General features: G+C 65.1%; 10 protein-coding genes. All 10 read right to left on the reverse strand.

Annotated elements, in window-relative coordinates:
- Positions 1–282: 282 nt before the first annotated feature.
- Positions 283–1,734 (reverse strand): S8 family serine peptidase, encoded by a 1,452-nt coding sequence (locus EOD07_RS06440; RefSeq protein WP_127234417.1) that lies wholly within the window; start codon positions 1,732–1,734, stop codon positions 283–285.
- Positions 1,724–2,389: an anti-sigma factor gene (locus EOD07_RS06445; protein ID WP_127234418.1), complete on the reverse strand. Its 666-nt coding sequence runs from the start codon at positions 2,387–2,389 to the stop codon at positions 1,724–1,726. The genes EOD07_RS06440 and EOD07_RS06445 overlap by 11 nt, the downstream gene beginning before the upstream one ends.
- Positions 2,386–2,952, reverse strand: coding sequence for a sigma-70 family RNA polymerase sigma factor (locus tag EOD07_RS06450; protein WP_040979846.1), 567 nt, complete (start codon positions 2,950–2,952; stop codon positions 2,386–2,388). The genes EOD07_RS06445 and EOD07_RS06450 overlap by 4 nt, the downstream gene beginning before the upstream one ends.
- Before the next feature lie 152 nt (positions 2,953–3,104).
- Positions 3,105–3,944 carry an alkaline phosphatase family protein gene (locus EOD07_RS06455; protein WP_127234419.1) on the reverse strand — a complete coding sequence of 280 codons (840 nt, stop codon included), beginning with the start codon at positions 3,942–3,944 and terminating at the stop codon, positions 3,105–3,107.
- A gap of 81 nt (positions 3,945–4,025) precedes the next feature.
- Positions 4,026–5,615, reverse strand: a complete 1,590-nt coding sequence (locus tag EOD07_RS06460; protein ID WP_127234420.1) for an ABC transporter substrate-binding protein — start codon at positions 5,613–5,615, stop codon at positions 4,026–4,028.
- Positions 5,616–5,734: 119 nt separating this feature from the next.
- Entirely contained in the window at positions 5,735–7,390 is a 1,656-nt protein-coding gene (locus EOD07_RS06465) for an ABC transporter ATP-binding protein (protein ID WP_127234421.1), read from the reverse strand.
- Entirely contained in the window at positions 7,390–8,211 is an 822-nt protein-coding gene (locus tag EOD07_RS06470; protein ID WP_040979838.1) for an ABC transporter permease, read from the reverse strand. The genes EOD07_RS06465 and EOD07_RS06470 overlap by 1 nt, the downstream gene beginning before the upstream one ends.
- Before the next feature lie 58 nt (positions 8,212–8,269).
- Positions 8,270–9,229: an ABC transporter permease gene (locus EOD07_RS06475; protein ID WP_040979836.1), complete on the reverse strand. Its 960-nt coding sequence runs from the start codon at positions 9,227–9,229 to the stop codon at positions 8,270–8,272.
- A gap of 101 nt (positions 9,230–9,330) precedes the next feature.
- Entirely contained in the window at positions 9,331–10,920 is a 1,590-nt protein-coding gene (locus EOD07_RS06480; protein WP_040979834.1) for an ABC transporter substrate-binding protein, read from the reverse strand.
- Positions 10,921–11,068: 148 nt separating this feature from the next.
- A partial coding sequence (locus EOD07_RS06485; RefSeq protein ID WP_127234422.1) for a CocE/NonD family hydrolase occupies positions 11,069–12,935 on the reverse strand: 1,867 nt, incomplete at its 5' end.

A 12,935-nucleotide genomic window follows, 5' to 3' on the forward strand; every position in this document is an offset into this window, starting at 1 on the left:
GCATTGCCAGAAACATCCTCCAGGCGGCTGACATCGACAAAGTCCCTGTCAGCCACCGCATCAAGAAATGTGCCTGGAACGATGATTATCTCATCCAGGCCATAACCCATATGCGATAGCCCTGCCCGCAAGGGGGAGATCAGCGGTTTCAGCGCCGGCCCAACTTCTTCAACGTCGATGATTGGCGAAGGCGGTGGCGGCGTCTAATCTTCCCCCTTGCGGGGGAGATGGCCGGCAGGCCAGAGGGGGGTGCTGTCCCGCCAACACAACAGATATGAGCGGCTACTCCTTCGCCGCTCCAGCCGCCTTGATGTCCAGCAGCCCATAGCCGAAATCAATGTCCCGCCCCTTGGGCCCGAGATCCTTGGCCGTTGCGGCCAGCGCCTTCTCGATGTCGTCGGCCGTACGGTCCGGCGAAGCATGGATCAGATTGGCGATGGCGCCGGATACGATCGCGGCGGCGAAGGATGTGCCGGTCACCACATCCGAGCCGGCGCCGCTCGGCGCCACCATCTCGACGCCCGGCGCAGAGATGAAGACATAGGCGCCGCGATTGGCCTGCGGCATCAGCCCGTCCTTGGCGTCGGTGGCGGTCACCGCGATCACGCCGTCGAAGGCGGCCGGATAGCCATAGGGTGCCTTCGGCCCGTTGTTGCCGGCGGCGGCCACCAGCACCATGCCCATCGCCCGGGCATTGCGGCAAGCGGTGCCGAGCAGGTCGTTCTTCGGGCCGACGAAGCTCATATTGATGACGCGCACATTTTGCTCGGCCGCCCAGTCGAGCGCCGACAGGATGACGTCCATGGTCGACTTGCCGCCTTCGAAGGCGCGCGCATGGTAGATCCTGGCGCCGGGCGCCATGCCTTCCAGCGGACCGACGCCGGCGATCAGCCCGTCGACCGAGGTGCCGTGATCGCGCTTTTCGATCGGCACGTTGGGCATGGCGTCATATTGGTCGGCAATGACGCCGGCGAGCGCGGGATTGGTGTCGTCGATGCCGGTGTCGATAACGGCGACGCGCACATTCTCGCCGCTCGCTTGGCTAGCATCGAGCGCGATGCGGTCGAAGGCATAGTTCACGATGCCGGCCGCCTGCTGCAGCGAATAGATATGGTTTGGCTCGCGCCGCTGCGTGCGGCCGTCGGCGGCAAGCTGCGCCAGCACCACGCCGACCGGCCGCCCGTCGGTGATGCCGAAGCGCACCAGCGTGGTGCCGAGCAATCGCGACTGGCGCTGCGAGCGCACCTGCAGCCCGAAGGAATTGGCGATCTGCTGCACCACGCCGGCATCGCCGTCGACCGTCACCAGCACCTCGTCGGGCACGAATTCGCCGACGACCGCGCGCGGCGGTTCGGCCAGGTTGAGGCCTTGCGGCACCGTGACCGGACCGCTCGGCGTTGGCGCGGGCGGTGGCGCGCTGTTGGAACCGTTCGATGACGATGTGCCGCTGGACGGTGCGGGCGTTTGTGGGGCCGCGGGCGCCGGCGAGTTCGGAAAGAGATCGACGATCAGCGCCGGCAGGAACACCGCGCCGCTCGTGGCCGCGCCGGGCGTTCCTGCGCCATTCTTGGCGCCGCCGTCCTTGTCGCAGCCCCCGCCGGCCGCCGCCGTACGGTTCAAACAGTCGATCTGCTTTTGTGACAGGTTCGGGTCGTTGGTCTGCGCGAACGCAGGCGCGGCGACAAATGCCGCCGCGAGGACTGCCACGCGAAGAATGACCGCCTTAGCCGCCATCGGCCGGTTTCCTTCCCTGCACCACAGCATCCGCGAAAGGCTGGGCGGCAATAAGGCCGACGAGCCTGTCGTAATCGGCTGCCGTGCTCGCCGGGATCGTCAGGTGGAACACGCCGTCCGCGGTCGGGCCGCCGGCGATCTTCAGCCCGTTCTGGCCGAGGAAGGCGGCGATATCGGCCATCTTGGCGTCAGGCTTGAATTTCACCAGCGCGAAAGGCAGCTTCGCCAGATCGTCCTGGGCGCCGGCCACTTCGAAGTCGTTGCCCTTGCCGCCCGGCTGTTCGAAAGACTGCACGATGACCAGCGCAAGCAGCGCTGCGGCTGCCGCCCAGGCTACGCCGGCGGGCATCGCCGTCACCCGGCCGAAGATCTTCGCCAGCCAGGATTGGCCCGGCGCGCGCACTGGGCCGGCCTCGGCGTCGAGCGCCCTGGTGAAACGGCTCAGCGCATCGGCGGGCGGGCGGATCGCCTCGTTGGCGGCGGCGGTGCCCGAGAACTCGGCCTCGGCCTCGCCAAGGGCGGCAAGCGCCGCCGGATCGGTGGCCAGCCATTCCTCGACGGCTTCCAGCTCGGCGCCCTCCAGCGAGCCGTTCAAATAGAACGGCAGCAGCGTCTCCATCTCGTCGCGGCGCGACATCTTTTCAGCGGCGCTCATGGCCACCCCCTGTCGTAACCGGCGGCCTTCAGGGCCTCGCCGAGTTTCTTGCGGGCGTAGAACATCCTGGTCTTGACGGTCGCGACCGGAATGCCGAGCACCTCGCCGATCTCGGTCACCGACTGGCCGTGGTAATAGGCAAGGTCGATCACCGTGCGGTGCTCTTCCGGCAAGGCATCGACGAAGCGGCGCAAGGCGGCGGCCTTGTCCTCTTTCATGGTGACGACTTCGGGCGTGTCGGCGCCGTCGGGAACTTGCGCCGCGTCGTCGTCGTCGATCCAGTCTTCCTTCTTCTTGCGCAGCATGGACAGCGCCTTGAAGCGGGCGATGCCGAGCAGCCACGTCGAGACTTCGGAGCGGCCCTCGAAGCTGGGCGCCTGCTTCCACAGCTCGAGAAAAACCTCGTTGGCGATATCGTCGGCCATCATTTCCGATCCCGTCTGGCGCGCCACGAAGCGGTAGATCCGCGCGTGGTGACGCATGAACAGGAGCCGAACGGCGGCCCGGTCGCCCTTCGCGACCCGGTCTACAAGCGCGCGATCGGTTTCGGTCGCCGCGTTCATGGCCGGTCGAGCCGCCTGGCTCCTCGTAGCTCTGTCGCTGATCGGTCCAAAAAGGTTCACCCTCCGCCAAGGATTTTTCGGAGGCTAACCGAAGAGCGGGGAGGTTGCCAGTAGGGGCGCTTTTCCTTCCCCCCTTGTGGGGGAAGGGGGAGCTACCCCAAAAACACCTTCGCCTTCATCGTCTCGGGTATTTCCACGCCGAGCCGGCTCAGCACCGTCGGCGCGAGCTGCAGTTGGTCGAGCAGCGTATCGGCCTCGGGCCCCTTGGCTCGCCCGAAATAATAGAGCGCGAAATCCTGCATTTCGTCGTCGTGGCCGCCATGGTGGCCGCGGTCGGTCTGGCCGTGGTCGGCCGTCACGATCACTTCATAGCCGGCTGCGCGCCATTGCGGCAGGAAGGCCGCGAGCATGCCGTCCATGGCGTAGCAGGCATGGTCCATCTCGTGGCAGTCATGGCCGAAGCGATGACCCATGGAGTCCAGCGTGCAGGTGTGCAGGATGCCGTAGTCGATGCCGTGCCGCTTCGCCAGCATGGTCAGCGTCGCGAACAGGTCGACGTCGCTCGGCGTCATCTGGTTCTTGAGATTGTAGCCGGTCATGGTGTGGAAGCGGCCATGCGTGATCGGCCCGCTTGGATCGTCGAACTCCATGTCCTCGACAAGGTCGAACGGGTACGAACGGAAGAATTCCGACCAGTAGGAATGGGTCACCGCGCCCGTCTTGCCGCCGGCCTTGCTCACCTCCGAGAAGATGTCCGGCTGCGTGACGCGAAAGCGGTTTTCGTTGGAAAGGATGCCATGCACCTGCGGCGTCACCCCGGTGTGGATCGAGGCGTAGCAGCAGGCCGAGGTCGACGGCAGCACCGAGCGCATCTTCCACACCTGCGCCTCGCCCGACTGCGCCCAGCCCTCGAGATTGCCCATCAGCCGGCGCCAGTTCCGGTAGGGCACGCCGTCGAGGATGATGAGCAGCAGTTTGGATTTGAGCGCCACGGAACGTTCCTGTGATTGTTCTTCGAGAAAGAAGCGCCGCGTGTCGCGCGGACACGCGGCGCTTCTTTGGATAGCCTGATATCAGGCGTTCAGCCAGCACTCGCAGAGCGCGTAGCCGTCCATCATCTCGCCATTGGGGTTCTTCACCCAGCCGCTGAGCTTCTTGGTGTTGGCGGCGTCGACGAACTGGTTGAAGAACGGCACGATCAGGCCGCCTTCGTCGCGCATCAGCATCGCCATGTCGCGATAGATCGCCTTGCGCTTGGCCTGGTCCAGCTCGGCGCGCGCCGTGTAGAGCATCTTGTCGAATTCGGGCCGCTTGAAGCGCGTGTCGTTCCAGTCGGCGGTCGACAGATAGCCGGTGGAATACATCTGACCTTGCGTCGGCCGGCCGCCCCAATAGGAGAGCGAGAAGGGCTGCTTGTTCCACACTTCCGACCAGTAGCCGTCGCCGGGCTCGCGCTTGATCTCTATCTTGATGCCGGCCTTGGCGCAGCTCTGCTGGTAGAGCTGCGCTGCGTCGACCGCGCCGGGGAAGGCGACGTCGGAGGTGCGCAGCAGGATCGGGCCGCTATGGCCCGACTTCTTGTAGGCCGCCGCCGCTTTTTCCGGATCGAACTTGCGCTGCTCGATGTCGGCGGAAAACAGCGGATAGGCTTCGTTGATCGGGAAGTCGTTGCCCACCGAGCCGTAGCCGCGCAGGATCTTGTCCAGCATCTCCTCGCGGTCCATGGCGAGCTTCAGCGCCATCCTGAGGTCATTGTTGTCGAAGGGCGCGGTGTCGCAGAACATGTTGAACGGGTAATAGCCGCGCCCCGCCACGTTCTCGATGCTGACGCCCGGCATGCGCTTGACCAGATCGACCACCTTGGGCTCGACGCGGTTGATGAGATGCACCTGGCCGCCCTGCAGCGCGGCAAGCCGGGCCGTCGGGTCGTTGATGACGACGATCTCGATCTGGTCGGCGTGGCCCGCCTTGTCGCCGCGCCAGTAATTGGCGAAGCGCTCGCCGCCATGCTTCACGCCGGGCTGGTTGACGGCGACCTTGTAGGGCCCGGCGCTGATGCCGGCATTCGGGTTGTCCTTGCCGCCATTCGGCTGGATGACGAGGTGGTAGTCGGCCATCAGATAGGGGAAGTCGGCATCGGCGTCGCCGAGCGTCACCACCACGTCCTTGCCGTCGGCCTTGATGGTCTTGATGTTCTTCAGAATGCCGAGCGCGCCGGATTTCGACTTCTCGTCCGCATGGCGCTCGAGCGTGGCGACGACGTCTTCCGCCGTCACCGTCTTGCCGTTGTGGAATTCGATGCCGTCGCGGATCTTCATCGTCCAGATCTTGGCGTCGGCCGAGGCGCCGATCTCCTCGGCAATCAGGTTCTCGACACCGCCCTCGGGCGTCAGCCGCACAAGGAATTCGCCCCACTGCTTGCAGAAGTTGTAGGTCACCTGGCTGAGATTCAGCGCCGGGTCGAGGCTGTTGGTCGATTCACCCCCCTGCAGGCCCGCCTTGATGATGCCGCCCTTCACCGGGCTCGCGGCGAAAGCCTTGCCGGCCAGCGTCGTTGCCAGCGCCGCCGAGGCGCCGAGCGCCGCCGCGCGGCCGAGGAAATCGCGGCGAGAGATCCTGCCCTTGCCGGCGAGCGCGGCGAGATGGTCGAATTCCGTCTGCATGTCCTGCCCCCTTTTCGAGATTGATTTTGGGCGCGAGCCCTACCCGCCCGCAGCAATCTTTCCCGTTCCCTGTTGCAGCCACATGACAGCCGTCGCCTCGGAGGCAGACTTTTCGTGGGCTAATTTCCGGCGCTTTCCATGCGCCGGCCCTTGATAGCCTTTTCCAGCCAGCCGATCTCCATCTCGGGCACGGAGGACAGCAGCAGGTCCGTATAGGCGTCGAAGGGCGGCGTCAGCACCTTGCTCTTGGAGCCGTAGCGCACCACCTCGCCGCGATACATGACCGCGATCGAATCGGCGATCGACTTCACCGTCGCCAGATCGTGGGTGATGAACAGATACGCGACCTTTTCTTGGCTCTGCAGGTTCAAGAGCAGCTTGAGGATGCCGTGGGCGACGAGCGGGTCGAGCGCCGAGGTCACCTCGTCGCAGATGATCAGCTTCGGCTTCGCGGCGAGCGAGCGCGCGATGCAGACGCGCTGCTTCTGGCCGCCGGACAGCTCGGCCGGATAGCGGTCGACGAAACCCTTGCCCATCTCGATCTCGTCGAGCAGTTCGGCGACCCGCTTGTCGCGCTCGCGGCCCTTCATGCCGAAATAGAATTCCAGCGGCCTGCCGATGATGGTGCCCACCGTCTGGCGCGGGTTCATCGCCACGTCGGCCATCTGGTAGATCATCTGCAGCTGGCGCAGATCCTCCTTGGGCCGGTCGGCCAGCCTGTTGGCGAGCGGCCTGCCGTCAAACGTGACTGTGCCCTGTTCGGGCGGCAACAGGCCGGTGATGGCGCGCGCCAGCGTCGACTTGCCGGAGCCGCTCTCGCCGACGACGGCCAGCGTCTGTCCCGGATAGATGTCGACCGAGACGTTCTTCAGCACCTTCACATGGCCGCCGCCATAGGCGGCGGTGACATTCTTCACCGACAGGAAGGGCGTCGCGCCTGGCTGCTGTTCCTGGTGCTCGATCTCATGCACCGAAACCAGCGCGTTGGTGTATTCCTGGCGCGGCTCCTTGATGATCTGCCGCGTGCCACCCCACTCCACCAGCCGGCCATGGCGCAGCACCATGATCTCGTCGGACACCTGGGCGACGACGGCAAGATCGTGGGTGATGTAGAGGGCCGCCACATGCGTGTCGCGGATGGCGTCCTTGATCGCGGCAAGCACGTCGATCTGCGTCGTCACATCGAGCGCCGTGGTCGGCTCGTCGAAGACGATCAGGTCGGGCTCCGAGCAAAGCGCCATCGCCGTCATCACGCGCTGCAGCTGGCCGCCGGAGACCTGGTGCGGGTAGCGCTCGCCGATCGTTTCGGGATTGGGCAGGCTGAGCTTCTTGAACAGCGCGACGGCCCGCTTCTCGGCCTCGGCGCGGGTCGCGGTGCCGTGCAGCATGGCCGCCTCGACCACCTGGTCGATCAGCTTGTGCGCCGGATTGAAGGCGGCCGCCGCCGACTGCGCGACATAGCACACCTCGCGTCCGCGCAGCGCCCGCACGCCCTTGGGGCCGGCTTTCAGGATGTCACGGCCGTTGAGGATCACCTCGCCGCCGGTGATGCGCACGCCGCCGCGGCCATAGGCCATGGACGACAGGCCGATGGTCGACTTACCGGCGCCGGATTCCCCGATGAGACCGAGCACCTTACCCTTCTCAAGGGTCAGCGAAACGTCGTGGACCAGCGTGATCGTCTTCGGCGCTTCGCCCGGCGGGTAGACGGTCGCCTCGATGCGCAGATTGCGGATATCGAGGAGCTTGCCTGAATTTGCCTTGCTTTCGGCCATCAGCCGCGCCCTCCCTTCAGGCTCGTCGTGCGGTTGAGCACCCAGTCGGCGACGAGGTTGACGGAGATCGCCAGCACCGCGATCGCGGCCGCCGGAATCAGCGCCGCCGGAATGCCGAAGACGATGCCGTCCTTGTTCTCCTTGACCATGCCGCCCCAGTCCGAATCCGGCGGCTGCACGCCGAGGCCAAGGAAGGACAGCGCCGACAGGAAAAGCACTGCGAAGATGAAGCGCACGCCAAGCTCCGCCACCAGCGGCGACAGCGCGTTGGGCAGGATCTCGCGGAAGATGATCCAGGCCTTGCCTTCGCCGCGCAGCTTCGCCGCCTCGACGAAGTCCATGACGTTGATGTCGACGGCGACGGCGCGTGACAGGCGGTAGACGCGGGTGGAATCCAGGATGCCCATGACCAGGATCAGCGTCAGCGTGTTGGTCGGCAGCACCGACAAGACGACGAGGCCGAAGATCAGCGTCGGGATCGACATCAGAAGGTCGACGAAGCGCGACAGCAGCGTGTCGAACCAGCCGCCGAAGACAGCCGCCGTGAAGCCGAGGATTGAGCCCAGCGAGAAGGACAGCGCCGTCGCCGCCACCGCGATCTCCATGGTGATGCGCGCGCCATAGATCATGCGCGAGACTAGATCGCGGCCGAGATTGTCGGTGCCCAGCCAATGCGCCGCCGACATCGGCTCCCACACGTCGCCGACGATCTCGCCATTGCCGTGCGGCGCGACCCAGGGCGCGAAGATGGCGCAGAACGCGAACGCGCCGGTCAGGATCAGCCCGATCCAGGCGGTGACTGGGATTTGTCGTAGCGCCATTCGCCTCAGTTCCCCTTCTGGTCGTCTTGCATCCGGCCCGTCACTTCGGATGTCTTTGTCATTTCGGATGTCTCAGCCGCGGGTTGGCCACGATGGCGGCGATGTCCGCGACGATGTTGAGCGTGATGTAGACCGCGGCGAAGATCAGGCCGACCGCCTGCACCACCGGCACGTCGCGCTTGGCGACATGGTCGACCAGATATTGTCCCATGCCCGGATAGACGAAGATCACCTCCACCACCACGACGCCGACGATGAGATAGGCGAGGTTGAGCATGACGACGTTGACCACCGGCGCGATCGCGTTCGGGAAGGCATGCTTGCGGATGATGTCGAAGGGCCTCAGCCCCTTAAGCTCGGCCGTCTCGATATAGGCCGACTGCATGACGTTGAGGATCGCTGCGCGCGTCATGCGCATCATGTGGGCGAGCACCACCAGGGTGAGCGCGGTGGCCGGCAGCACCACGGCCTGCAGCCTTTCGAGAAAAGGCGTGGAGTCGTCCACCGTCGAGATGCTCGGGAAGATCTGCCAGTGCACGGCGAACACGAAGATCAGCACATAGCCGATGAAGAATTCCGGGAACGACGTCGAGGCCAGCGCCAGGCCGGAGATCAGCTTGTCGACGAAGCCGTTGCGATAGCGCACGGCAATGAGCCCGAGGATGATCGCCAGCGGCACCGCGACGATTGCCGCGCAGGCGGCCAGGAAAAGCGTGTTCTTCAGCCGGGTGCTGATCGAGGTGGCGATATCGAGCCCGCTTGACTGCGCCGTGCCGAAATCGCCATGCAGGATGCCCCACAGCCAGTGCACGTAGCGCAGCCACGCCGGGTCGTTGAGCCCGAGCTGCTCGCGCAGGTTCGCCAGCGCCTCCGGCGTCGCCGACTGGCCGAGGATCGCCTGGGCGACGTCGCCCGGCAGGATCTGCGTGCCGGCGAAGATCAGCACAGAAACGGCCAAAAGAAGAACCAGGCCCAGCAAGATGCGCTGAGCGACCAATCTCAGGATCGGAGACGACATCGGCTACCCGCAATGGTGAAGAAGGGATGATACCCGCCTTTACGGACGGGCCATGAAAGCCGGAAAGGGCCGACTCGCGCCGGCCCTTCCTTTGTCCTTCGTCAAGCTTGCAGCCAGCACTCGATCAGGGCATGGCCGTTGCTGAGTTCCTGCGCCGGATTGTCGACCCAGCCTTCGACGCCCTTGCCGGTCGCGTCGACGAACTGGTTGAAGAACGGCACGATCAGGCCGCCTTCGTCGCGCATGATCTCGCCCATGTCGCGGTAGATCTTCTTGCGCTTGGCCTCGTCCAGCTCGCCGCGCGCCGCAAGCACCATCTTGTCGAAGTCAGGGCGCTTCCAGCGGGTGTCGTTCCAGTCGGCGGTCGACAGATAGGCGGTCGAGTACATCTGGTCCTGGGTCGGTCGGCCGCCCCAGTAGGAGAGCGAGAAGGGCTGCTTGTTCCACACTTCCGTCCAGTAGCCGTCGCCGGGCTCGCGCTTGATCTCGATCTTGATGCCGGCCTTGGCGCAGCTCTGTTGATAGAGCTGGGCGGCGTCCACGGCGCCTGGGAAGGCGACGTCTGAGGTGCGCAGCAGGATCGAGCCGCTATGGCCCGACTTCTTGTAAGCCGCGGCCGCCTTTTCCGGATCGAATTTGCGCTGCTCGAAATCGCCTGCGAACAGCGGGTAGGCCTTGTTGACCGGCATGTCGTTGCCGACCTCGCCGTAACCGCGCAGGATCTTGGTCAGCATCTCCTCGCGGTCCATGGCGAGCTTCAGCGCCATCCTGAGGTCATTGTTGTCGAAGGGCGCGGTGTCGCAGAACATGTTGAAGGGGTAGAAGCCACGGCCAGAGGCGGCGCGGATGGTGACGCCGGGCAGCCGCTTGACCAGATCGACGATCTTCGGCTCGACGCGGTTGATCATGTTGACCTGGCCGCCCTGCAGCGCGGCCATGCGCGCCGTCGGGTCGTTGACGACGACGATCTCGACCTGATCGGCATGGCCGTATTTGTCGGGCTGCCAGTAGTGGTCGAAACGCGCGGCGGTGTGCTTCACGCCGGGCTGGTTGCCGGTGATCTTGTACGGCCCGGTGCCGATGCCGGCATCCGGCTTGTCCATGCCGCCATTCGGCTGGATGATCAGGTGGTAGTCCGCCATCAGATAAGGCATGTCGGCGTTCGGGTCCTTCAGCGTGACCACGACATTGCCGCCATCGACCTTGATGGTGTCGATGCTCTTCAGGACGCCGAGCGCGCCCGACTTCGACTTCTCGTCGCTGTGACGCTTCAGCGTCGCCACGACGTCGTCCGGTGTCACTTCCTTGCCGTTGTGGAACTGGACGCCCTTGCGGATCTTCATCGTCCAGGTCTTGGCGTCCTTGGAGCTGCCGATCTCCTCGGCGATCAGATATTCGACGCCGCCGCCCGGCGCGAGCTCGACCAGCGTCTCGCCCCAGCATTTGCCGAAGGCGAACGGGACCTGGCTGAGGAAGGTCGCCGGATCGAGGCTGTTGGTGGATTCGCCGCCCTGCAGGCCTGCCTTCAGCGTGCCGCCCTTGACCGGGCCTGCAGCGCGCACGGCGCTGGAAAGCATCGAGTTGGCGACGGTGGCGGCGACGCCGAGCGCCGCGGCGCGACCAAGAAAATCGCGACGGCTGAGTTTTCCGGCCGCGACTCGCCGGCTGAGATAGTCAAGTTCGTTGGACATTATGGTTCCTCACTCTGGGTATGCGACCTTATGGTCGTTTCTTGCTATTGGAGGAGATAATGACCGTAAGGGAAAGCGGCAGGCAAGACCGAATGCGACATGCGGTGGCGTAAATCGCACGTCGCATTTGGACCAATCTTGTCTGGTCTCAGAGGAGCGCGCGGAGAATCGCGTGCTCGAAATCGCGTTCGAAGACCAGTTTTTCGCCCTCATAGGCTTCGATTCTGGCGCTGACGATGAAGTTTGCGGCGTCCGATCGCATCTGGGCAAAGGTTTCTGTCCGCACCGACCAATCATTTCGCGACAAGGTCTGTGTCCAATGCGTGGCTCCGGTGGCCGACAGCGGGTCGTCGGGATGGATCGCCCATGTCTCGCGCACGATGCTGCCATTGACCAGCCCATGGTCGAGGTCGCGCACCGCGCCGAAATCGTCGGTTATGGAGAGCGTGACGAGGCCGGTCTTCTCGTCGCGGTCGACATGGCGTTCGGAATTCGCCGGCCTGATCGTCTCGGTCGCCCAGGGTGTCGCGCCTTCCGGTTCAGCGAACGAGACTTCATTGCCTTTCGCCGGCGGGCGCAGCGGCAGCTTCAGCGTCGCCTTCGCGAGATCGAGCCGCACCTGCTCCGGCGAGGGCCAGATCATCGGCCAGTAGGCGGTCGAGACGGCGACGCGCAATTTATGGCCGGCCGGCACCCGGTAGGCGCACTGGTCGAGCACCACGCGTGCCGAAACCGTCTCGCCGGGAACCAGCGCTTGTGGAACCTCATGCGAGTTGCGATGCGTGAGGTTGAGAACACCATAGGAGATCAGCTCCGAGGCGCCGTCGGGATGCACGTCGCAGAGGCGCACCGCGATGTTGGCCTGGGGCCGATCGGCGGCAACCCGGATTTCGAGCTCCGGCGCGCCGACGATGTCGATCGCCGCGCCGAGCACGGGCTGGTCGAAGCACACCGACAGCGCGTCGTCGGGGCGCTGGTCGCCGGGCAGCTCCGGCCCGAAGGTGAAGGGAAAATACTCGCCGCCGGCAAGGCCGCAGGTCTGCGGCGAAGCGACGATGGAGGGCTTGGCGCCGGTCGAAATGAGCTCGATCGCCTCAATCTTGATGTTTGAGGACGGCCATTCCTGCTCCGCCACCCAGCGGCCCGGCCGCTCGGGATGCCAGCGCGCCGGCCGCACGCTGTCCATCACATAGGCGCGATAGGCCGGATCGGCCTCGACGCCGGTCGCAGCGCCCTTGAGCCAGCGGTCCCACCAGCGCAGCGCTTCCTGCAGGAAGCCGATGGCCGGATTGGGCCCGGCGTAATGCGGGTATTTGTGGATCCAGGGGCCGACGATGCCCTTGACCGGCGACTGGATGCCGGTGACGAGATTGGAGATCGTGTTGCGGTAGCCGTCATGCCAGCCGCCGATCGACAGCACGGCCGCTTTCACGGCGGAAAAATCCTCGCAGATCGAGCCGCGCTTCCAATAGGCGTCGCGGTGCTGGTGGCTGAGCCACAGCGGCAACAGAAAAGGCTGGTTCTCCAGCCGGCTGAGCCACAAGTCGCGCCAGCGGTTGCCGCCGGCGATCAGCGGATCCGGCGGCCGTGACGAATAGGACAGCATCGTCGAGGCCCAGCCGAAATTTTCCAAGAGCAGGCAGCCGCCCTTGTAATGGATGTCGTCGGCATAGCGGTCGACGGTCGAGCACAGGCTGATCACCGCCTTCAGCGCCGGCGGCTGCTTCGCCGCCGTCTGCAGGCAGTTGAAGCCGCCCCAGGAAATACCCATCATGCCGACATTGCCGTTGCACCAGGGCTGCGCCGCCGCCCAGGCGATGACGTCGCAGGCATCCTGCAGCTCCTGTTCGGAATATTCGTCGTCCATCAGCCCTTCGGAATCGCCGTTGCCGCGCATGTCGACGCGGATCGAGGCATAGCCGTGGCCGGCGAAATAGGGATGGGTGAGCTGATCGCGAAAAATGGTGCCGTCGCGCTTGCGGTAGGGCAGGTGCTCGAGGATCGCCGGCCACGGC

The sequence above is a fragment of the Mesorhizobium sp. M2C.T.Ca.TU.002.02.1.1 genome, assembly GCF_003997225.1.

What these genes read in the sequence shown, in the direction of transcription:
- EOD07_RS06480 (WP_040979834.1), bottom strand. Translation starts at nt 10,920, where the DNA reads ATGTCCAACGAACTTGACTATCTCAGCCGGCGAGTCGCGGCCGGAAAA.
- EOD07_RS06450 (WP_040979846.1), bottom strand. Translation starts at nt 2,952, where the DNA reads ATGAACGCGGCGACCGAAACCGATCGCGCGCTTGTAGACCGGGTCGCG.
- EOD07_RS06460 (WP_127234420.1), bottom strand. Translation starts at nt 5,615, where the DNA reads ATGCAGACGGAATTCGACCATCTCGCCGCGCTCGCCGGCAAGGGCAGG.
- EOD07_RS06445 (WP_127234418.1), bottom strand. Translation starts at nt 2,389, where the DNA reads ATGAGCGCCGCTGAAAAGATGTCGCGCCGCGACGAGATGGAGACGCTG.
- EOD07_RS06465 (WP_127234421.1), bottom strand. Translation starts at nt 7,390, where the DNA reads ATGGCCGAAAGCAAGGCAAATTCAGGCAAGCTCCTCGATATCCGCAAT.
- EOD07_RS06440 (WP_127234417.1), bottom strand. Translation starts at nt 1,734, where the DNA reads ATGGCGGCTAAGGCGGTCATTCTTCGCGTGGCAGTCCTCGCGGCGGCA.
- EOD07_RS06470 (WP_040979838.1), bottom strand. Translation starts at nt 8,211, where the DNA reads ATGGCGCTACGACAAATCCCAGTCACCGCCTGGATCGGGCTGATCCTG.
- EOD07_RS06475 (WP_040979836.1), bottom strand. Translation starts at nt 9,229, where the DNA reads ATGTCGTCTCCGATCCTGAGATTGGTCGCTCAGCGCATCTTGCTGGGC.